Origin of the sequence: Gracilibacillus ureilyticus (assembly GCF_900111195.1) — a bacterium.
GTDB classification, from domain to species: Bacteria; Bacillota; Bacilli; order Bacillales; family Amphibacillaceae; genus Gracilibacillus; species Gracilibacillus ureilyticus.
Map to the genome: position 1 here is coordinate 89916 of NZ_FOGL01000009.1, position 21235 is coordinate 111150.

A 21235-nucleotide genomic window follows, 5' to 3' on the forward strand; every position below is an offset into this window, starting at 1 on the left:
GAAACGTCAAGAAAATTTGTTATTTTAATTGTGCTCTTTTGTTGAAAAATGTTTGATAACCAAAATGAAGAAAGATGATGACAGATAAAGATACACTTCCTGTGATACCCAGCATTATCGCAATCTGATACTTAATCGCATCGAGCGGACTTGCTCCTGACAGGATAACACCTGTCATCATACCAGGTAAAAAAACTATTCCCATTCCAACCATACTGTTTATAGTTGGCAGAATCGCTGAGTCGAATGCATTATTAACAATTCCTTTTGATGCCTGATTCGGATCAGCGCCAAGCATTAATGCAGCTTCGACTTCTTTTTTTCGGGAAGAAAAGCCTTCTATTAATGCACCAACACCAAGAGTAATACCTGTCATTGAATTACCAATCAACATCCCCGCAATTGGAATAAAATAACGCGGGTCATACCATGGCGAAAACTGAACGACAATAAAATCAAAATAGATAAAGGCGAACAATGTACCTGAAACCATGGAAACGGCAATGATCTTTTTTAGTGAAGTGTTCATTTCTTTTTTTGTTCGTTTAAAAATATTATACACTGCAAAAGTTTCCATCAGTAAAATAACAATGACTGAGTAAATCCAGTTTTCATTCTCAAAAATGAACATGAGAACATATCCTACTAGGACTAACTGAATCGTCATCCTTAGTGTGGCTATAACAATTTCCTTTTCACGCGGGATTTTACGCCATCGGACAATTGCAAGGAGGATGAGAATGAATATATAGGCAGAAACCAGCTGCCATAAGGTAATATCGAGCATTTCATTCATAATTACGTCCCCTCACTTACAAGTATGTCATTCATATAAAAAATCTCATCAGCGTATTTTTCTGCCACTTCTTTGGAGTGTGTAACAAAGACTGCTGTTTTATCGCGTTCCCTTAATTGATTGGTAAACAGATCCATTACAAGCGTTTCTGTCTCTACGTCAAGTGCAGAAGTTGGTTCATCTAACAAATATACCTCTGCATCCATTAAAAGAACACGCCCAAAGGCAACCCGCTGTTTCTCACCGCCTGATAATTTATCCGCCTCATCCTCCAATTGTTTCCCAAGTCGTAATGCGTTTAACAGTTCGCCCAACTTCTGGTCACTGGTTTCTTCTTTCCCTGAAAATTTCCTGCCGATTAAAAGATTATCACGAACAGTACCTTCGAACATGACAGCATCCTGTCCCAGCATGACGACTTCTTTACGTAAATCTACAGGGTCATAGCTGCTTATTTCTTGGTTTTTATATAAAACTTCCCCGCTATCTTGTGTTAACATACCGTTTAGCATCTTTAATAATGTGGATTTGCCACTACCACTCTCACCAAATAAGCAGCACACTCTTTGACCGGGGATGCTAAAGTTTTCTATATGTAAAATATCCTTAAATTGGACATGACGGAGTTGAAACATCCCTCTGCACCTCCCCTGTTTAGCAATAGTATGTACCAACCTTTTCAATACAATGTAGCAACTAAATATAAATACGTTAACAGCACAATAATCCGAACTATTAACTGAAAATAGTCCGGATTATTCGCCTTTTATGATCATCATTCAGTCATTGAATTTAGCTTCAATAGATTAGCGGAAATCACGCTTGTCTTCCAATTTTCTTGATACAAAAACATAGGCAATCGTTGCAGCAACAGTTAATAATGTATAAAATAACGTATTCTTCACCTAAATACCTCCTCTATTAAAATGGTCGGAATTTACCTTTTTTCAGGACAAATGCCGGGCCGCCAACCATAAATAAGTAACGATCATCTATAACATGTTTCATGATTTTTGCCTGCATTCCATATATCTTGTGACCCTCGAAAATGGATCCCATTGCTTCACTGCCACCCAATGATGCAACAGTACCCTTGTTATCGTAGACAAATTCCTGCAAGGTTCCACCGAAAATTAGTGTGCGGATATTATGTGCACATACATCTGCTTCCTGTATCGCAATCTGGGCTGTTGCAGGGTATGGTTTTCCTGTTTCTTTATTCGTAACCCATGCACAGTCACCAAGTATAAATACATCATCATAACCTGGTGCACGTAGCATCGGATCAACGTTCACTCTACCTTTCGTTAGCTCGAACCCAGCTTCGCCGACAATCCGATTCGCTTGTACACCACCAGTCCAGACAAATGTACCTGCCTTAATTTCTTCTTTGTCATCCCCAACAATTATCGCATCTTTTTTCACTTCTTTAATCATTGTTGATGTACGGATATCTACACCTCTTCTTGTTAATGATTCTTTCGCATACTCAATTAAATCGAGATCGAAACCTGGCAAAATAGTAGGGGCAGCCTCAATATTAATGATCTTCACACGATGTCTGGGAATATCATATTTTTTACATAATAGCGGTACGCGCTCAGCAAGCTCTCCAGCAAACTCAATTCCGGTAAAACCTGCACCACCTACAATTATTGTTAACATGTCATCAGACGGGTTTTCTTCTGTTTTATAACGGGAAAACTGATATTCAATATGGTCTCGAATCATTCTGCTTTTATCAACTGTCTGAATCGTAAAGGCATGTTCCATTCCCGGTATACCGAATGTGGCTTTTTCAAACCCTAAACCAATCACTAAATAGTCGTAATCTAAAGTGCTGTTTTCTAATTCGACTTGTTTATTGTCTGTATTAATCTTTTTCACAATATCTTGGACAAAATTTACTCTTCTTGTATTAATCACATCAGAGATCATAATACGAGAACGGTTGACATCAATAGTTCCAGCGGCTACTTCATGAAGCCATGTTGTCTGATAATGATAATTATGTTTGTTGACAAGCGTTATTTCTACTTCCTCTGGGGCAAATTGTTGTAATAATCGTTTGGTTGTCATGATGCCTGCGTATCCTGCACCAAGTACGACAATACGCGGAATAGTAGTTGTCAATTTCTGTCATCCTTCCTTTTTAGAAGATTTCATTGCTATCATAGGCTAGTTTCTCTTATTCATACTATCAATATGTATGATTTCTATTCAGTATAGCAAATACATGGCAGGACTTCCATTAATGACATTTCAAACAAAAAAGCTCCATTCATGGTAACCATCTAAAATGATTGCCGTGAATGGAACATCAAGGATCCAGCCAAAAGTTACAATATATTTATAAAAAACAAATGATAACACTAACCGATTTCCGTAACTTTTAATTTCTCCTGTTCTTTCTTAATAAAATTTTTAACTTCTGTCAAAGTTATGCCAGCCTCTTTGGCCTGTAGGAGTAAATAGACCCATTCATGATCCAGTTGTACAATTTTATTCATCATTCTCTTCCTCCCAAAATACCTATATGTATTCCAGGCAGTTCAGCCATCCGGCAAAATATCAGCATACCGGACCTGTAACTTTGCGTCCCTATTTTACAATAGGTTTGCCATTGTCTGAAATTTTTTCTCTTTATTAGCAGTGCAAAGCATCCTTGAGTTAGTCATTTTCTGCATATTCCCTCAAACAAACAACAGCTAATTTCCTTTATCACTAGTTATATTGGCACACCCCCGCTAAATTGTGAAATTGCTCGGAAATTATCTACTATAATTTGTCAACTTATATTTATATATTCTACATTAGTCTCGAATACCCTTTTTTTACTTCAACTTTTATCCTGATAAATGAATAAATTGCACAAATTTAAGCATTTTCGCATAAAATAAACCAATGATGGATTACCAATCATATTTGCTGTGAGGTGATTATATGGGCAGGTATTACCGTTACCGACTACCGCCATGGGCACGGGAATGTATTATCATTTGTGAGAAATCTATCTTGCCGATCGTGATTTTCCAATCCGTAAGAACTATTTTTATCCCAACAACCTTTGATGTATTGTTACTTGGTATATTAATAGGTATCCTTATTGCATTCCAGCTAGAATGGTTCTAAACTTCTTCCTTGTTCACTTCTAATTGGGGGTATAATAATTGTTCCAGTTGATTCGAAAATAACAGCTGACGGTACTTTTTCTCAAGCTGAATGGATCTTCGTATTTCATCTGACTCTGTACTGTTCACATACTCTGTCAGTAAAGACAAATATGGATCTGGATCTAATAATTCAAATATTAATTCACATTTGTCTATATCGTGAAAACGGATGTACTGAAAATAGATCGATAAACCTTCATTTATCTTCTTCATATCACAATCATGATATGTGAATAGACTGTTTAAATATGCCGAAAGATCACGGGAAGGGAAGTCCATTCGTGCATATTCCCAGTTTAGAAAGTAAGCATTGTCATTTAGCAGCGTATAGTGTGATGGTTTCATATTCCCATGACATAATACAACTTTCCTGCTTTGATTGTCTTTTAACAGATCCATATAAATATATTGCCACTTATCCATCATTTGCATAGTCCATTCCAAATCCCGGTAGTGCATACATGCCTGTAATTCAAATGGCGCCATAAACCTCTTTGATTCAAAATAACGAATGTATTGAAGTAACTCTTCTTTCTTTCTTTTCCGGTCATTTTCAAAGTATTGGCTTATTTCTGTTAACTGATCCTGCGAATAATTCACTTCAATGTTCTGCAGTGTGGAACCATGTAACTTTCCCAGACCATGGAATGAGGCAATCCATTCATCTGACGGACGGTCGCCTCGATAACTTTCTATCCATGGTGATACCATGATTACCTGATCATCTATTAAATAATATGGAGAATTCTCTTTCGTTAAAATGAGAGGTACAAAGCCAAGTACATGACTTTCTGAAATGTACCGATATACGGCATACCAGTGTCCTAACTGATCTTTTGTTAGTGCACTGAATTTCAAACAATAATTTTGCGTGTTTGTTATTAGTTTATACACCTTGTCTGAAATTTGTTCGACATAGTTTGGCCTGATTTGATATTCATCAAATATTTGCTGCCATTCCATAAGTATCCTCCTCTATCAGAGTAAAGAAAAAAATCCCTGATTTAGGGATTCTTATTATCTATTCATCAGCTGTTACCGGAATATAAATTAATTGGCCTGAAGATAGATCTTCATCTTCCAATTGATTTGTCCTCATTATTTGTCTAGGGGTTACATTGTATTTCTCTGCGATGGAAGTGAGCTGGTCGGTTGGCTGTACGATATATAATTTTAATCTTGTATATGCCATCTCTTCTTCCTCAGTGAAAATGTTGAGCAAGTAGGATGTATCATCAGTTTCTGCTCTTGCTTGTACCCGTAAGCGGTCTTCTGTTCCTTCTTCCACAGTTTCTTCCACATCAACTGGATCGTCTGATTCCGTTTCATCAATAAATGAGTCTTCATCTCGTTCTTCCGCGGGCTCTTCCATTATTTCTTCCTGTTCCTCATCTTCGCGCTGTTCTGTTAACTGGTCATCATCTGTGGAAGTTTCTTCATTAATCAATGGAACGACATTATCTGGCTCGCTATTCGAGTTTTCCGGCTCCAGCTCCTCATTTACGGTAAACTGGAAGCTGTCCTCTTCCTCTGATGCTTTCTCCCGGGTCTCTTCCTCTGATTCAAAACGTGTAAGCAGTTCTGGTTCCTCAGAAGTAATAACTTCATCTGCTTCCTGACTCAATCCTTTAATCGCTAAAACTGCTTCAATATTTAAGGATCTTGCCGAATGAATTGCATAATCGAAATGATCTACATCAACTGTGACAGAATCTAACTCATGCACACGGTCCATTGGAATAGTGATATCCATGACAAATTTATGAAAAAATTCGCAAATATCGTCTGACATCACTTCAATTCTTTCCACATCCTGGCCATTGACTTTCTCTTCCTCCACTCTTTCTTCAGACGGAATATATTCCCCTTTTAATTCCATTGCACCTCTAATAGAAAGTGTTTCTCCCATCTCCTGAATCGAAAGAACCGGCTCCAGTCCAATTCCTAGTATTTCTTTGATCGGGTAATCAGGATGAAAAGCGAGGTTTTCATTTAATGTGAAAGTATAAGAATCTTGCAACATAGTTCCCCCTTCCATTATGTTCAAACGAACTAGCATTCTTTAAAATATATGATTCCGGTCAGGGGATTATGAATAAAAAAGCTTGTTGACCGATTTCCTCGATCAACAAGCCTGTCATTACTTATTCATTATTTTTGCAAAAGCTTTTTCAGCCGCCTGAATCGTTTTTTCTATATCTTCATCTGAATGTGCAGTTGAAAGGAACAGTCCCTCAAACTGTGAAGGAGGCAGGAAAATTCCTTCCTCAGCCATTACTCTGTAGTATGTTGCAAAACGCTCGACATCAGACCCTGAGGCAGTTTCATAATTCACTACGTCTGTGTCCGCAAAGAATACACCAACCATCGATCCTGCACGATTGATTTGCAAAGATATGCCATGCTTATCTGCCGCTTCCCTGTACCCTTGCACTAAACGGTCTACTTTTCGATTAATCGCAACATATTCTTCTTCTGTCATAGCTTTTAATGTTTCCAGACCTGCTGTCATTGCCAGCGGGTTACCTGATAATGTTCCAGCCTGATAGATGTCACCAACCGGTGCGATACGTTCCATGATTTCACGTTTCCCGCCATAAGCTCCAACTGGTAGACCGCCGCCAATAACTTTTCCAAGACATGTAAGGTCTGGTGTCACATCAAAGTGTCCCTGTGCACAATGATAACCGACACGGAAACCAGTCATTACTTCATCAAAAATTAAGAGCGAACCGTTTTGTTCCGTAATTTCACGCAACTGCTGCAGGAAAGCGTCCTTCGGTGGAACAACACCCATGTTCCCTGACACAGGCTCGACAATAATTGCGGCAATGTCCCCACCAAATTGCTGGAAGGCGTAACGAACACTTTCAATATCATTATATGGCACGGTAATCGTATGCTGTGCAACACTTTCCGGAACACCAGGGCTGTCAGGCAGTCCTAATGTTGCTACACCTGAGCCTGCTTTGATCAGCAAAGAGTCCCCATGTCCGTGGTAATTCCCTTCAAATTTTAATATTTTATTTCGCCCCGTATATCCTCTGGCAAGCCTTAAAGCACTCATCGTAGCTTCTGTACCCGAATTAACCATACGGACCATTTCAATAGATGGCACACGATCAATAACAAGTTGTGCTAATTCATTTTCAAGTAAAGTAGGTGCACCAAAGCTTGTCCCTTTTTCCGCAACTTCCTTCAGTTTTGTAACAACACGGTCATCTGCATGACCTAGAATTAACGGCCCCCAGCTAAGGACATAATCAATGTATTCATTTCCATCAATATCATAGATTTTAGATCCTTTGCCATGGTCCATAAAAATGGGATTCATGCCGACAGATTTGAATGCACGGACTGGTGAGTTGACCCCGCCTGGCAGTAAATCTACCGCTTCTTTATATGCATCAATTGATTTCTGATATGATACCATTCTTTGTACCTCCTGTTATTCTTCTCTCAGCCATTTTGCTACATCTTTTGCAAAATAGGTAATAATAATATCCGCCCCTGCCCGCTTCATGCTTGTTAATTTTTCTAAGACTATGGCCTTTTCATCAATCCAGCCATTGATGCTTGCTGCTTTTACCATAGAATATTCACCGCTCACATTATAGGCAACTACAGGAACCTGATGGGAATTCCTTACATCGCGGATGATATCCATATAGGAAAGAGCCGGTTTTACAATAAGGAAGTCGGCACCTTCTTCGATATCTGATTGTGCTTCACGCATAGCTTCTAACCGGTTAGCCGGATCCATCTGGTATGTTTTTCGGTCACCAAACTGTGGTGTACTGTCCGCAGCATCACGGAATGGGCCATAAAATGCAGATGCATATTTTACGGCATAGGACATGACAGGAACATTTTCAAAACCTGCCTCATCAAGTCCTTTTCGAATTTCTGCAACAAATCCATCCATCATGTTTGATGGTGCAATAATATCTGCTCCTGCCTCAGCTTGGGAAATAGCTGTTTTCACATGCAATGGTAAAGAAGCATCATTATCGACATCACCATTATGTATCACACCGCAATGACCATGAGAAGTATATTCACATAAACATGTATCAGCAATGATTAGTAAATCAGAGGTTTTCTGTTTTATTTGGCGTATTGCTTTTTGCACTATACCTTCCTGATCATATGCTCCGGATCCTGTCTCATCTTTATCCAGCGGTACACCAAATAATAGGACAGAAGGAATACCTAATGAAAGCAGTTCATCAATCTCCTTATCTAAATGGTCCAGTGAAATTTGGAAAACACCAGGCATTGAGCTAACTTCATTCCTGTCATTATCCCCTTCCACGACAAAAAGCGGATAAACCAGATCATCCGTTTTCAATATTGTTTCTTTTACAAATGACCGCATAACAGGAGAATTCCGTAATCTTCGATGACGCTTGAAATCTGCCATCTGTTTCACCATCCTTTTTTATGTTCTATCAATGACGAGATCATTGCCTCAATCGTATATTTTTCTGGGTAAACTACATGTTTAAACTCATGTGAGCTCAATTCATCTGCTGTTGTTTTCCCGATAGCGGCACACACTGTTTCTTTTTTCACTTTATCAATTTGTTCAGGTGCAGCAAATCTCAAAAAAGCTTTTACAGTAGATGGACTGGTAAATGTACAGGCATCCAAACCGTTTGCAAGATATTGCTGAAGTACCTGTTCCGCTTGTTCATTTTCTATTGTACGATAAATGACTAATTTATCAAAAGAAACACCATTCTCCCTTAATAATTCAGGTATCTCTTCCCGTGCATTTTCCCCGCATATAATGGTTACTTTCTGATTCTTCCCATATTTGCTGATAAATTCGTTTACCATCGTGTATCCGCGGTATTCTGATGGCTCAAAATCCACCTTATAGCCAACACTGTGAAGAGCAGCCGACGTTTTCTCACCAACAGAAGCAATCTTCTGCTGAATGGCAATACCTATCTTCCTTTTATAGACTTCAAAAAAACGAACTGTGTTACTGCTCGTGAAAAAGAGCCAGTCAGTGTTTTGTTCAAGTTGTAAAAACTTCAGATCAAGATCCTTTGTTACAATAGGTTCAAAGCGAAGTAACGGAGCAATACAAGCAATCCCGCCGAAACTCTCCACAAGTTCCGCTAACGGTTCTGCCTGCTGCTCCTGTCTTGTAATTAAAATCCGTTGACCCTTTAGAGGCTTGGTCATCCTTGTTCATTCTCTTCTCGAGCTTCATCCACTAACTGCTGCGCTCCCTGTTTTTTTAACAGATCCGCAGCCTCACGGCCAACTTGTACAGGATCAGTCCCTCTTACCGTTTCCTTCAGTACCGTCTTACCATCACCGCTCGCCACAAGTGCTGTCAACACGACTTCCTCACCATCTAAATAGGCATATCCGCCAATTGGCACTTGACAGCCCCCATTTAACAAGTGTAAGAATGTACGCTCTGCTGTAACGGTTCTCTCCGTATATTCATCATTGATCTTTTTCAGCAGATCCAGTAATTCATCATCATCTTCCCTGCACTCAATCGCCAAAGCACCTTGTCCAACAGCAGGTACACAAATTTCCGGTTCCAGATACTGTGTAACTATATCCTCCCTCCAGCCCATTCTCTTCATACCGGCAGAAGCCAGGATAATCGCATCAAAGTTCTCTTCTTTCAGCTTTCTTAGTCTTGTCTCAATATTACCGCGAATCCATTGTATTTTCAGATCTGGACGCTCTGCAAGAATTTGCGACCCGCGACGCAGACTGCTTGTCCCTACAATGGCACCAGCAGGAAGCTCCTCTAATGTTTTATGATCCTTGGAAATAAACGCATCACGGTGGTCCTCACGAACGGGAATAGAACCGATGATCAAACCATCAGGCATCACTGCAGGCATATCTTTCATACTGTGTACAGCAAAATCAATTTCTTTGTCATACATCGCCTGTTCTATCTCTTTTACGAAAAGCCCCTTACCGCCTACTTTAGACAATGTTACATTAAGGATCTGGTCACCTTTTGTGACTATTTTTTTAATCTCAAATGAATACTTTTCTCCTGCATGCTTCTTTAACTGTTCAATCACCCATTCAGATTGAGTTAATGCTAAATTACTACGTCTTGAACCTACTACAATTTTACGCAAGGTAAAAGCCCCTTTCTATGCTAAACATGAAAATTCGATAATGTATTAAATAAGAAAAAATTAATTAACAATAAACAAAAAGCAATGACATTAAATAACAGAATTGGTTTTCCTCTATAGCTTCCACGAGTTCTGCTGTATAAATACATTGCATATATAATAAACACAAGAATAGAGCCAACTGTTTTGCTATCTCCCCAATAGAAAGTTGCCTCTGTCATATAAGCCCAGACAACCCCAAGGATAATGGATAACAATAACAGCGGTTCCGCTAGGACGATTAAATGAAACGCCCTTTTCTCCAACCCTTCAAGGTCCTGAAATCTCCGCAGCCATTTGTAACCCTTTTTAGCTTTTAAAAACTTGTATTGCGTTAAATATAAACATGCCAGAATAAACGATATCGTAAATAACCCGTAAGAGATTAACGCAAGAACGATATGAGCGTAAAGCAGTTCATTTAACATCCCCGGGATTTGACTCGAATCATTCATTTGGACGGAACGCAATGTATGGATTAACATAACAAGAAATCCAAAAACACTCATAAAAAACATGAAGAACTCCAGCTTAAAAAACCGGTGAATCATCAGAGAAAAAGTAACGACTATCCAGGCATAGGTATATAACCCGTCATTAAATGTCTGAATTGGTAAAGATTCAGTTTGAATAATTTCTGTTAATAAAAAAATGGTTTGAAGAACCCAAACCATCGCAAGGAACCAGAAAGCGATCCTGTTCGCTTTCCGGTTGTGGAATAAAAAATCTATAAAATAAAAAATGACACTTACAGCATACAAAATCAGCATACTTTCATGAAGCAATCTTTCAAGAACCATAAAGGAATACCATCCTTTTAATGTGTAGAAACATTTTTTAATTTGCGGTATGCTTTTTCATTTGATTTCTCAAATGAGATCACTTTTTCCGCATCTTCCTCCACTTTATCTTCTAAATCAAAAATTTTCTTAAATAAGGCCAATGATTCTTCGGCATCCTTTTGACCAGCCAGTTCTTTTGCTTGTAAGATTGGCTGTTTCAGCATTTGATTGACAATACTTTTTGTATGTTTGTTCAGTACTTTCCGTTCTCTGTCAGTCAGGTTAGGCATTTTGCGTTCAATACTCTGCATGGTTTCCTGCTGAATGGACAGCGCCTGCTCTCTTAAAGCAGTAATAATTGGTACAACCCCTAATGTTTGTAACCATGTATTAAAAGAGACAATTTCTGCTTCGATCCAGATTTCGATCTCTTCAGCCGCTTCTTTTCTCGCTTCCAGATTGGCATCCACCACTGTTTGAAGATCATCTATATCATATAAAAACACATTATCTAAATGAGACAGTTCCGGGTCAAGGTCCCGTGGTACAGCAATATCCACTAAAAAGAGCGGTCTGCCTTTTCGTTTCTTTTCAATTTGTTTATAGCTATCTTTCGTAATAATAAAGTCATCAGAACCTGTTGAGCTTATCACAATATCTGCATGAACTAATGTATCACTCAACTCTTCTGTCGATTTGGCCGTACCATCAAACTGGGCAGCCAACTGTACCGCTTTTTCTATTGTCCTGTTCACAACCGTTACTTTGTTAACGCCTGAACCAAACAAGTTCTTTGCAGCTAATTCACCCATTTTTCCTGCACCAATGATGACAACATGTTTATCATGCAGGTCTGTAAAAATTTTCTTCGCCAACTCCACCGCAGCATAACTTACAGACACAGCATTTTCGTTGATATTAGTCTCTCTTTGGCTTCTCTTACCAATCGTAATGGCCTGTTTAAACAATTCATTCAAAATCGTGCCTGTTGTGCCATTTGTCTGACCTTGGAAAAAGGCTTCTTTTACCTGACCTAATATTTGGGTTTCACCCATAATCATGGATTCCAGTCCGCAGCTTACACGAAACAGATGCTCTACAGCCGCTTCATTTTCATAAATGATTAAATGCGGTACGAATAAGTCTTTTTCAATTCCAAACCAGTCTGCTAAAAATTGTTTCAAAAAATAACGACCTGTATGAAGCTGATCGACAACTGCATAGATTTCTGTGCGGTTACAAGTAGAAATAATGACATTTTCCAGTACACTTTTACGACCTTTTAATTCTGTCATTGCTTCAACGAGCATATCCTCACGGAAAGCCAGCATTTCCCTCACTTCAACAGGTGCTGTTCTATAATTTATCCCTGCTGTTATGATATGCACAATATCTACCCCCAAAAAACAAACGCCTAACACGCTTATGTCTATATTATAACATGTTTTCTTTGTTAAATCGTGATCATTTTATGAACAGTAGTCATAAAATTGTGTTAGAATGATCCTATTAATTCTATCTTTTTTAGAAATGTTCCAATTAAAACTGAACATCCCTTATAATGTCATAGTTACTTTATCATATTCAACAAGCATAATCAAGGAATTAATACTAATTAATAATTATTTTAATCTAGAGGGAGATACAAAATGAAGAAAAATAATCTACTTGCCTATTTGCTTATTGGAATCGGGCTTTATTTTTTATTGCGTGAATTGCAAATCCCGATTTTAACCGACTTTTACTCCTGGCCTACATTATTAATTTTGCTCGGTGCAGCATTCTTAATCCATGCATTTTCAGGTAATGAAGAGAAAAGTATTTTTCCTGGCGTTATTTTATTCGGACTCGGAATCCATTTTCACGGTCTGACTCATTATACATTCTGGATTGATCACTGGGGAATGTATACACTGATTGTTTCCATTGCTTTTTTGCTTCGGTTCGTGAAAACCAAACAAGGCATTATTCCAGGTCTTATATTACTTGTCCTTTCTATTTTTGCAATATTTGTTGATAACCAGCCGGGATGGTTCAGGTGGATCCACGAATTCATGGCATGGGTGGAAAGATTCTGGCCAGTTGTACTGATTGGATTAGGGATATATTTATTATGGAAATGGAAGTAATTAGAAAAATGAAAAAAACCTGCCGCAACAAATTTCACTGCGGGCAGGTTTTTTGATTATTTTATAATTTGATCAATAAAATGCCATACATCATCTTTACCTTCTGCAGTTTCAGAAGAGAATGGGATTATGGTGTCATCAGGGTCCATCTCAAGTGTATCGATCACTCTTTTTAAATGGGTGCCTTTTTTGTTTTTCGGAATTTTATCAAGCTTTGTTGCAATGACAAGTACAGGCAATTCATAATGTTTTAGAAAATTATACATCATCACATCATCTTCGCTTGGTTTATGTCTAATATCAACAATAAGTGCAGTAACCTTTAAATTTTCTCGGGTAGAGAAGTATTCTTCCATCATCTTACCCCATTTTTCCCGTTCTTTCTTTGAAACTTTTGCATAACCGTAACCTGGTACATCGACAAAATAAAAGAGATCATTAATTAAGTAAAAGTTAAGTGTTTGTGTCTTACCAGGCTTGGATGAAGTTCTTGCCAGATTTTTGCGATTGATTAACTTATTGATAAAAGAAGATTTACCAACATTGGAACGACCAGCTAACGCAATTTCAGGTAACTGGTCGTTAGGATATTGCTGCTGTGATACAGCGCTTATAACGATTTCTGCTTTATTTACTTTCATTGTTCTCCTCCAGTAAGGCATATTGCAGCACTTTGTCCAAATGATCGACTGGAATAAATGTTAATTGTTCACGAACACTCTCCGGTATATCTTCCAGATCTTTTTCATTGTCGGCTGGAATGATGATCGTTGTAATACCTGCTCTATGGGCACTTAATGATTTTTCTTTTAAACCGCCTATCGGCAGCACGCGACCTCTTAACGTAATTTCCCCTGTCATACCAACTTCTTTACGTACAGGTCGTCCTGTCAGTGCAGAAACTAATGCTGTAGCCATGGTGATCCCTGCAGAAGGGCCATCTTTCGGTGTTGCCCCTTCTGGAACGTGGATATGAATATCAAAGTTTTCATGGAAGTTTGGATCAATTTTCAATTCATCAGCACGGGAACGAATATAGCTGAACGCTGCTTGGGCTGATTCTTTCATTACATCACCAAGTTTTCCTGTTAAGGTGAGCTTTCCTTTCCCTTTGGCTAAACTTACTTCTATTGATAAAATATCGCCACCAGCTGACGTATAGGCTAAACCAGTAGCTGCACCGATTTGATTCTCTTCTTCCATTAAACCATAACGGAATCTTGGTTTTCCTAAAATTGTTTCTAATTGCTTTTCCGTAACAACAACACGCTGCTTTTCTTTGGAAACAATTACTTTGGCTGCTTTCCTGCATACAGAAGCTAACTGACGTTCTAGTCCCCGAACACCCGCTTCTCTTGTATATCGACGGATTAATTTGAGTAATGCTTCATCACGTAATTGAAGCTGACCTTTCTGCAGTCCATTTTCTTTGGTTTGCTTTGGCAGCAAATGCTCTTTGGCAATGTGCAGCTTCTCATGTTCTGTGTAGCCAGGGATGGAGATGATTTCCATCCGGTCAAGCAAAGGACGCGGTACTGTTGCTAAGTTGTTTGCTGTTGCGATAAACATAACATTCGATAAATCATAGGTCTCTTCTAAATAATGATCACTAAACGTATTGTTTTGCTCAGGGTCGAGTACTTCCAGCATGGCTGCCGAAGGATCTCCACGAAAATCGTTGGACATTTTATCAATTTCATCAAGAAGGAAAACAGGATTAACCGTTCCCGCCTTCTTCATCCCCTGGATAATACGTCCAGGCATTGCACCAACATATGTCCGTCTGTGTCCGCGAATCTCTGCTTCATCTCTTACCCCTCCAAGAGAAATACGGACAAAGTTCCGGTCAATTGAACGGGCAATAGATCTTGCCAGTGAAGTTTTCCCAACACCCGGCGGTCCCGCTAAACAGAGAATAGGCCCTTTTATTGTGTTAGTTAACTGCTGAACAGCTAAATATTCCAACACCCGTTCTTTTACTTTTTCAAGCCCGTAGTGATCCTCATCTAACACCTTTTCTGCATGCTGGACATCCAGGTTATCTTCTGTTTCTTCATACCATGGCAGGGAAAGAATCCAGTCAATATAATTACGGATAACCGAGCTTTCGGCAGAACTTTGAGGTACCCGTTCATACCGGTCTAATTCCTTCAGTGCGACTTCTTCTACTCGCTTCGGCAAATCCTTTTCTTCTAACTGTCTCTTCAGTTCTGCAATTTCGCCACTTCTGCCATCTTTGTCTCCGAGCTCTTTCTGAATTGCCTTCATCTGTTCCCGCAGGTAATATTCTTTTTGAGTTTCTTCCATTGATTTTTTTACACGTTGTCCGATTTTGCGTTCTAATTCCAGTACTTCTTTTTCATTAGAAATAATATCGAGCAGCCTTCTCAGTCTTGCTTTGACACTGACCGTTTCCAGCACACCTTGTTTATCAGACATCTTTAATGTTATATGTGAAGCAATTACATCAGAGAAGCGGGAGGGATCTTCAATGTCCACAACACTGGCTAATGTCTCTTTTGTAACTTTTTTTGATATCTTTGAATAATTTTCAAATTGCTCAAGCAATGTCCTCATTAGTGCTTCTTCTTCCCGAGGATTTTCATGCTCATCTTCGAGAACTTCCACTTCTACAAAAAACTGCTTCTTTTTATTAATAAATTTCTCAATACGCGCTCGCTGCAGTCCTTCTACTAATACGCGCATCGTTCCATTCGGCAGTTTTAACATCTGGTTTACTTTTGCAATCGTACCAATATCCTGGATATCTTCCACTGCAGGTTCATCAATGGCACTTTCTTTTTGAGCTGCAAGGAAGATTTTCTGGTCATTGAGCATGGCCTTTTCTAATGACTGGATAGATTTTTCCCGACCTACATCCAAGTGAATGACCATTCCCGGGAAAACAATTAATCCTCTTAACGGCAATAAAGGTATATGTATAAAATTTGTTTCTGTCATTTGGCACCTCCAACAAAATTACTAGCAGTTCTTTTAAGATGTGAAAATAATACTGTAACATTTGATTCATTCTATTTTACAGTAAAGGCGCACGGTTAATTTATTATATCATAATAAGTTGTGCCTATTTTTTACAATGATTCATACATGGTTCATTGTGACTTAAAAGTTGCTTCTCTATTCTAACTAGTTTAAAGAAAATACGGTTCTTTGTAAATTGTTATGTATTTGTAATATGTCTGTTTACTTCACCACTAATATTTTTACCAATTTCCGATAATAAACACACACTTTTTACTTACAGTGTAAAAGAATCCCTTGCAGGATACAAGGGATTCTTTGTTCTTCATTATTATGCACTTTCTTTTGGAGACTGTTTACCATCTTCAATGACTGATCCATCCTCGTGAATCAGCTTCGGACGCCCGTTCTCATTAATAACGGTTTCTTTTGTCACAACACATTTCTGAATGTCATCACGTGAAGGAAGCTCAAACATTACATCTAACATAATCCCTTCCAGAATGGAACGTAAACCACGTGCCCCTGTTTGGCGTTCGATAGCTTTTTTCGCAATTTCTTTCAGTGCGTCTTCTTCGAATTCCAGCTCTACGCCATCCATGTCAAACAGTTTGTTGTATTGTTTCACCAAAGCATTTTTCGGTTTTGTTAAAATTTCAACAAGTGCCGGTTCATCAAGCGGTTCCAGACTTCCGATAACCGGTAAACGACCGATAAATTCCGGAATTAAACCAAAACGCAATAAATCTTCTGGAAGGACTTTTGATAATAGTGTCGCTTTATCCAATTCCTGATTATCCGCTTCTGCACCGAAACCAATCACTTTTTTACCAAGACGGCGTTTAATGATTTGTTCAATACCATCAAATGCTCCACCGCAAATAAATAAAATGTTGGTTGTATCTATCTGAATGAATTCCTGATGAGGATGCTTTCTTCCACCTTGTGGCGGTACACTTGCTACTGTACCTTCCAGTATCTTTAGCAGCGCTTGCTGTACTCCTTCACCAGATACATCCCTAGTAATAGACGGATTTTCTGATTTACGGGCAACTTTATCGATCTCATCAATATAGATAATCCCTTTTTCCGCCTTTTCCACATCGTAATCAGCAGCTTGTATTAATTTCAGCAGGATGTTTTCCACATCTTCCCCAACATAGCCAGCTTCCGTAAGTGACGTTGCATCGGCAATCGCAAACGGAACATTTAAAATTCGCGCTAGTGTTTGGGCAAGTAACGTTTTCCCGCTACCAGTCGGTCCGATCATCGCAATATTACTTTTGGAAAGTTCTACTTCGTCTTTTGACTTCGGTGTATTAATTCGTTTGTAGTGGTTATAAACGGCAACAGCAAGATTTTTCTTCGCTTTGTCCTGTCCGATTACATAATCATCAAGTATGTCACAAATTTCCTGTGGCTTTGGAACATCTTTGTACTCTACTTCTTCATCTGTTCCTAATTCCTCTTCCACAATTTCCGTGCACAATTCTATACATTCATCACATATATAAACGCCTGGCCCTGCAACTAATTTACGGACCTGGTCTTGACTTTTTCCACAGAATGAACATTTTAACTGACCTTTTTCCTCATTAAACTTATACATGCCATTCACCCCTTGTTCAAAAATATCATGTTTCTCGATATGGTGGCATTTCCTTATCTTTAGCCAATCATATCAAATTGTAACAAAATAAAAAAGTAAAATACCTTTTCATGCTGTTTGTTATGTTGTTTTAGCTTATCAGCCTTTTATGTAAAACACAAATGGTTCGATTTACAACCATGTAAATATAATATGTAGTATATGTATTATAATGTGATTCTATTTCAAAACGCAAAAATTTCACATCTGGCTATATGTCTTAATGGAGAGAAAACAAGGCACGTTTTCGCACCTTGTTTTCTATAAGTAATTATTTAGTTTTGCTGTTATCTACAAGGACATCAATTGCTTTTCTGAATTTAAGATCATCCATCAGACCGGCAGTGTTTCCACCAAGAGCCTGTTTAATTTGATCTAATTCCATTTTGTACATAGAAGCCATTGATTCTAGTTCTTTTTCAACATCTTCTTCCGTTACTTCTACATTTTCCGCTACAGCAATTGCTTCTAATGTTAAGTTAGTTTTTACACGTTTACCAGCATCTTCTTTCATTTGTTCTTTCAACGCGTCCTCATCCTGACCTGAGAATTGGAAGTACATGTCAAGTGTCATCCCTTGCATTTGCAATCTTTGTTCAAATTCCTGAAGCATACGATCAAGTTCTGACTGTACCATTGCTTCCGGGATATCCACTTCTGCATTATCAGAAGCTTGCTGGATTAAGACTTCACGCTTGTTGTTATCTGCCTCTGTTTCCTTTTGCTCCTGAAGACGTGTCTTTGTTTTTTCTTTTAATTCATCTAAAGTTTCTACTTCATCATCCACGTCTTTTGCGAATTCATCATCTAATTCCGGTAATTCTTTCGCTTTAATTTCGTGAATTTTCACTTTGAATGTTGCATCCTTACCAGCTAGGTCTTCTGCATGGTATTCTTCAGGGAAAGTAACATTAACGTCACTATCTTCTCCTGCTTTTTTACCAATAAGTTGTTCTTCAAATCCCGGGATGAAAGAACCAGAACCTATTTCTAATGAATGGTTTTCACCTTTACCGCCTTCGAATGCTACTCCGTCAACAAAGCCTTCAAAGTCGATTACCGCAGTATCCCCATTTTCTACTTCGCCTTCTTCTTTAACAACTAGTTCTGCCTGGCGTTCCTGCAGTTGTTTTAATTCGTTTTCTACATCTTCATCTGTTACTTCCGTGCTTTCTTCTTCCACTTCCAGGCCTTTGTACTCACCTAGTTTTACTTCAGGCTTCACAGTAACTTTTGCAGTGAAGATAAGATTTTTCCCTTTTTCAATTTGCTCGATATCAACTTCCGGCTGATCAACCGGCTCGATACCAGTTTCATCAATCGCATTTGTATATTCTGAAGGCAGAATAATATCTACTGCATCTTGATAAAGTGACTCAACACCGAAGCGTTTTTCAAACAAGCCGCGAGGCATTTTCCCTTTACGGAACCCGGGAACCTGAACTTGTTTAACCACTTTCTTAAAAGCTTGGTCAAGTGCTTTATCAAACTTATCTGCGTCCACTTCTACTGTAAGTACGCCGACATTACCTTCTTGTTTCTCCCATTTTGCTGTCATACTAATTTCCCTCCAACATAAATAAATCTGTATATTTGACGTTCATTCATAAAATACATTTCATTAGACCGAACGCAAATTGCAACCATCTTATTATAACATAAATGTGCATGCTTTCAATAATTATAATATGACGTGCATCTGGATTTATTGTGTGATTTCATTCCTACATGGAATTTACTATATAAGGATGGAAAAAGCAAGTACTTCCCATCAGGTAGCACGCAATTCACGTTATTTCCTATATAATCCTCATTCGATTTTCATCTTGACAAAAGAGATGTATATGTTATTATTTGGATAAATATAAAGGTGCAGCAACTGACGACATTTGTGGAAATAACCACAAGGGAGCTGTACTTCGTATAAGTCGGGTCGTCTGGGCAGAGATAAGAACAAATTGTTCTTATCTCTTTTTATATTACAGGAGGGATTATATGAAACCAGTTATGCTAGATGGAACGATTGTTGCAAAAGAAATTAAAGAAAATCTGAAAGACCGCATCGCAGTGCTATCCGAGAGAAATATCACCCCATGCCTTGCTACTATTTTAGTCGGAGATAACCCGTCATCGAAAACCTATGTGAAAATGAAAGGAAATGCATGTGAGAAATTGGGAATTAACTCTATAAGCATTCACTTACCTGCTGAAACAAACACTGAACAACTGATCAGAAAGATTGATGAGCTCAACAGCGACCCTTCTGTTCACGGTATTCTACTTCAGCATCCTGTCCCTGACCACATTGATGAACGTCAAGCATTTGAAGCAATTTCGATTGAAAAAGATGTAGATGGTGTTACAAGCAGAGGATACGGACAAACAGCTTTCGGATTTGGTAATTTCCCATCCTGCACTCCATCAGCTATATTAAAAATTTTAAACTATTACAATCTTTCAATTAAAGGAAAGCATGCCGTAATTGTGGGTAGAAGCCCCATTTTAGGTAAACCGGTATCTGCGCTCTTACTGAATGAGGATGCAACAGTGACTACATGTCACTCCCAAACGGAAAACTTACAAGAGATCTTGAAAACTGCCGATATTGTGGTTGGCGCTGTAGGGAAACCGAGGTTTATTAAAGGAGAATGGCTCAAAGAAGGGGCAGTAGTGCTTGACGCAGGTTACAACAAAGGAAATATTGGTGATGTGGATGAAGAATCATGTCTGGCAGTTGCCAGTGCAATTACTCCTGTACCGGGTGGTGTTGGTCCTGTAACAATAGCTACACTGCTTGAGCACACCGTCCTGTCAGCAGAAAAATAAAAAAACCTGATACTATTACTCAGCGGGGGTTTTAAACCCCCCACCGAGTAATTAGGAGTCTAATTATTGAATTCGAAACGGATGGGCTAGCGCTGTGATAAATGGTCAATGACATTATAATTATGTATTTTCCACTTTTCCTCAGCAAATACGAGATTATTCAGACAGGCGTTCATTAATAACGTTCTGCCTGCACCTATCTCACCATCAGAAAAAATCGATAAGATGGCATTTATAACTGCACCATGAGCCACAAGCAATATTTTCTTTCCAGGGTACTTCTGTTGCAGCTTTTCCATTCCTAATATTACTCTTTTACTAAGTTCCTCTCTTGTCTCCTGTTCCGGATAATTACCGTCAGGATATTGCTGCTTTCTTTGTTCAACAGTTAAGCCTTCCGCCTTCCCAAAAGAACGTTCCACAAAATCATCCATCGTAACTAACGGTAGTTGCAGTGCTTCATTAATAATCTCTGCAGTCTTTTTAGCTCTTTGGAGCGGACTCGAAATCAACACACCCCAATGATCTTTTCGCAAATGGTCACGGCATTCTCTTGCCTGACGCTTGCCATTCTCATTCAACGGAATATCAGTGGCACCCTGTATTCTCCCAGAAGCATTCCAATCCGTCTCTCCATGCCTCACGAAACAAACTGTCGTCATTCTTCTCCCCCCTGTATCCATATTATACTTTACTGACATACCATTTGAAACAGATTTGAGCAGAAAGAAA

The 21235-nt window shown here is 38.7% G+C and carries 20 protein-coding genes and 2 riboswitches; of the genes, 3 read left to right on the top strand and 17 right to left on the bottom strand.

Features of this window, described 5'->3' with window-relative positions; all coding sequences use genetic code 11:
* Positions 1–19: 19 nt before the first annotated feature.
* The 4 genes from BMW36_RS10185 to BMW36_RS10200 all read right to left on the bottom strand — a co-directional run bounded on the left by BMW36_RS10185 (position 20) and on the right by BMW36_RS10200 (position 3309).
* Entirely contained in the window at positions 20–796 is a 777-nt protein-coding gene (locus BMW36_RS10185; protein ID WP_089740778.1) for an ABC transporter permease, read from the bottom strand.
* A gap of 2 nt (positions 797–798) precedes the next feature.
* On the bottom strand, positions 799–1431 hold the full coding sequence (locus tag BMW36_RS10190; protein ID WP_089740779.1) for an ABC transporter ATP-binding protein: 633 nt from the start codon (positions 1429–1431) through the stop codon (positions 799–801).
* A gap of 286 nt (positions 1432–1717) precedes the next feature.
* Positions 1718–2929 (bottom strand): NAD(P)/FAD-dependent oxidoreductase, encoded by a 1212-nt coding sequence (locus BMW36_RS10195; protein WP_089740780.1) that lies wholly within the window; start codon positions 2927–2929, stop codon positions 1718–1720.
* A gap of 239 nt (positions 2930–3168) precedes the next feature.
* Entirely contained in the window at positions 3169–3309 is a 141-nt protein-coding gene (locus BMW36_RS10200) for an anti-repressor SinI family protein (RefSeq protein WP_089740781.1), read from the bottom strand.
* Positions 3310–3339: 30 nt separating this feature from the next.
* A riboswitch (cyclic di-GMP riboswitch) is annotated at positions 3340–3428 on the bottom strand.
* Positions 3429–3739: 311 nt separating this feature from the next.
* On the opposite strand from BMW36_RS10200, the gene BMW36_RS10205 reads away from it, so the two are divergent.
* On the top strand, positions 3740–3928 hold the full coding sequence (locus BMW36_RS10205; RefSeq protein WP_089740782.1) for a hypothetical protein: 189 nt from the start codon (positions 3740–3742) through the stop codon (positions 3926–3928).
* On the opposite strand, the gene BMW36_RS10210 is transcribed toward BMW36_RS10205, so the two are convergent.
* The 8 genes from BMW36_RS10210 to hemA all read right to left on the bottom strand — a co-directional run bounded on the left by BMW36_RS10210 (position 3925) and on the right by hemA (position 12306).
* Entirely contained in the window at positions 3925–4932 is a 1008-nt protein-coding gene (locus BMW36_RS10210) for a phosphotransferase (protein ID WP_089740783.1), read from the bottom strand. The two genes, BMW36_RS10205 and BMW36_RS10210, sit on opposite strands and share 4 nt — an antisense overlap.
* Before the next feature lie 58 nt (positions 4933–4990).
* Positions 4991–5992, bottom strand: coding sequence for a stage VI sporulation protein D (gene spoVID / locus BMW36_RS10215; protein WP_175480412.1), 1002 nt, complete (start codon positions 5990–5992; stop codon positions 4991–4993).
* A gap of 117 nt (positions 5993–6109) precedes the next feature.
* Positions 6110–7402 carry a glutamate-1-semialdehyde 2,1-aminomutase gene (gene hemL, locus BMW36_RS10220; protein WP_089740785.1) on the bottom strand — a complete coding sequence of 431 codons (1293 nt, stop codon included), beginning with the start codon at positions 7400–7402 and terminating at the stop codon, positions 6110–6112.
* A gap of 15 nt (positions 7403–7417) precedes the next feature.
* On the bottom strand, positions 7418–8392 hold the full coding sequence (gene hemB, locus BMW36_RS10225) for a porphobilinogen synthase (protein ID WP_175480413.1): 975 nt from the start codon (positions 8390–8392) through the stop codon (positions 7418–7420).
* Between the two features lie 5 nt (positions 8393–8397).
* Complete coding sequence (locus BMW36_RS10230) at positions 8398–9165, bottom strand: uroporphyrinogen-III synthase (RefSeq protein ID WP_089740787.1); 768 nt, start codon at positions 9163–9165, stop codon at positions 8398–8400.
* Positions 9162–10097: a hydroxymethylbilane synthase gene (gene hemC / locus BMW36_RS10235; RefSeq protein ID WP_089740788.1), complete on the bottom strand. Its 936-nt coding sequence runs from the start codon at positions 10095–10097 to the stop codon at positions 9162–9164. Before hemC ends, BMW36_RS10230 begins: the two co-directional genes overlap by 4 nt.
* 20 nt (positions 10098–10117) lie before the next feature.
* On the bottom strand, positions 10118–10936 hold the full coding sequence (locus BMW36_RS10240) for a cytochrome C assembly family protein (protein WP_089740789.1): 819 nt from the start codon (positions 10934–10936) through the stop codon (positions 10118–10120).
* Between the two features lie 17 nt (positions 10937–10953).
* Positions 10954–12306, bottom strand: a complete 1353-nt coding sequence (hemA, locus tag BMW36_RS10245) for a glutamyl-tRNA reductase (protein ID WP_089740790.1) — start codon at positions 12304–12306, stop codon at positions 10954–10956.
* 261 nt (positions 12307–12567) lie between these two features.
* On the opposite strand from hemA, the gene BMW36_RS10250 reads away from it, so the two are divergent.
* Complete coding sequence (locus BMW36_RS10250) at positions 12568–13047, top strand: LiaI-LiaF-like domain-containing protein (protein ID WP_089740791.1); 480 nt, start codon at positions 12568–12570, stop codon at positions 13045–13047.
* A gap of 56 nt (positions 13048–13103) precedes the next feature.
* On the opposite strand, the gene yihA is transcribed toward BMW36_RS10250, so the two are convergent.
* From yihA to tig, 4 genes are all read right to left on the bottom strand, one after another.
* Positions 13104–13688 (bottom strand): ribosome biogenesis GTP-binding protein YihA/YsxC, encoded by a 585-nt coding sequence (gene yihA / locus BMW36_RS10255; protein ID WP_089740792.1) that lies wholly within the window; start codon positions 13686–13688, stop codon positions 13104–13106.
* Positions 13675–16008, bottom strand: coding sequence for an endopeptidase La (gene lon / locus BMW36_RS10260; protein WP_089740793.1), 2334 nt, complete (start codon positions 16006–16008; stop codon positions 13675–13677). Before lon ends, yihA begins: the two co-directional genes overlap by 14 nt.
* Positions 16009–16360: 352 nt before the next feature.
* On the bottom strand, positions 16361–17638 hold the full coding sequence (gene clpX / locus BMW36_RS10265; protein ID WP_089740794.1) for an ATP-dependent protease ATP-binding subunit ClpX: 1278 nt from the start codon (positions 17636–17638) through the stop codon (positions 16361–16363).
* Positions 17639–17948: 310 nt separating this feature from the next.
* Positions 17949–19235 carry a trigger factor gene (tig, locus tag BMW36_RS10270; RefSeq protein WP_089740795.1) on the bottom strand — a complete coding sequence of 429 codons (1287 nt, stop codon included), beginning with the start codon at positions 19233–19235 and terminating at the stop codon, positions 17949–17951.
* A 307-nt stretch (positions 19236–19542) separates the two neighbouring features.
* Positions 19543–19627, top strand: a riboswitch (ZMP/ZTP riboswitch).
* A 45-nt stretch (positions 19628–19672) separates the two neighbouring features.
* On the opposite strand from tig, the gene BMW36_RS10275 reads away from it, so the two are divergent.
* Positions 19673–20503 (top strand): bifunctional 5,10-methylenetetrahydrofolate dehydrogenase/5,10-methenyltetrahydrofolate cyclohydrolase, encoded by an 831-nt coding sequence (locus BMW36_RS10275; RefSeq protein ID WP_089740796.1) that lies wholly within the window; start codon positions 19673–19675, stop codon positions 20501–20503.
* Between the two features lie 86 nt (positions 20504–20589).
* On the opposite strand, the gene BMW36_RS10280 is transcribed toward BMW36_RS10275, so the two are convergent.
* A complete protein-coding gene (locus BMW36_RS10280; protein ID WP_089740797.1) occupies positions 20590–21165 on the bottom strand; it encodes a histidine phosphatase family protein in 576 nt (191 codons plus the stop codon).
* Positions 21166–21235: the final 70 nt, after the last annotated feature.

Excerpts from the sequence above, each read along its gene's own strand:
- hemL (WP_089740785.1), bottom strand. The coding sequence starts at position 7,402 with ATGGTATCATATCAGAAATCAATTGATGCATATAAAGAAGCGGTAGAT.
- BMW36_RS10205 (WP_089740782.1), top strand. The coding sequence starts at position 3,740 with ATGGGCAGGTATTACCGTTACCGACTACCGCCATGGGCACGGGAATGT.
- tig (WP_089740795.1), bottom strand. The coding sequence starts at position 19,235 with ATGACAGCAAAATGGGAGAAACAAGAAGGTAATGTCGGCGTACTTACA.
- yihA (WP_089740792.1), bottom strand. The coding sequence starts at position 13,688 with ATGAAAGTAAATAAAGCAGAAATCGTTATAAGCGCTGTATCACAGCAG.
- BMW36_RS10230 (WP_089740787.1), bottom strand. The coding sequence starts at position 9,165 with ATGACCAAGCCTCTAAAGGGTCAACGGATTTTAATTACAAGACAGGAG.
- clpX (WP_089740794.1), bottom strand. The coding sequence starts at position 17,638 with ATGTATAAGTTTAATGAGGAAAAAGGTCAGTTAAAATGTTCATTCTGT.
- BMW36_RS10280 (WP_089740797.1), bottom strand. The coding sequence starts at position 21,165 with ATGACGACAGTTTGTTTCGTGAGGCATGGAGAGACGGATTGGAATGCT.
- hemB (WP_175480413.1), bottom strand. The coding sequence starts at position 8,392 with ATGGCAGATTTCAAGCGTCATCGAAGATTACGGAATTCTCCTGTTATG.
- BMW36_RS10240 (WP_089740789.1), bottom strand. The coding sequence starts at position 10,936 with ATGGTTCTTGAAAGATTGCTTCATGAAAGTATGCTGATTTTGTATGCT.
- BMW36_RS10275 (WP_089740796.1), top strand. The coding sequence starts at position 19,673 with ATGAAACCAGTTATGCTAGATGGAACGATTGTTGCAAAAGAAATTAAA.
- BMW36_RS10250 (WP_089740791.1), top strand. The coding sequence starts at position 12,568 with ATGAAGAAAAATAATCTACTTGCCTATTTGCTTATTGGAATCGGGCTT.
- BMW36_RS10200 (WP_089740781.1), bottom strand. The coding sequence starts at position 3,309 with ATGATGAATAAAATTGTACAACTGGATCATGAATGGGTCTATTTACTC.
- BMW36_RS10210 (WP_089740783.1), bottom strand. The coding sequence starts at position 4,932 with ATGGAATGGCAGCAAATATTTGATGAATATCAAATCAGGCCAAACTAT.
- BMW36_RS10190 (WP_089740779.1), bottom strand. The coding sequence starts at position 1,431 with ATGTTTCAACTCCGTCATGTCCAATTTAAGGATATTTTACATATAGAA.
- spoVID (WP_175480412.1), bottom strand. The coding sequence starts at position 5,992 with ATGTTGCAAGATTCTTATACTTTCACATTAAATGAAAACCTCGCTTTT.
- lon (WP_089740793.1), bottom strand. The coding sequence starts at position 16,008 with ATGACAGAAACAAATTTTATACATATACCTTTATTGCCGTTAAGAGGA.
- BMW36_RS10185 (WP_089740778.1), bottom strand. The coding sequence starts at position 796 with ATGAATGAAATGCTCGATATTACCTTATGGCAGCTGGTTTCTGCCTAT.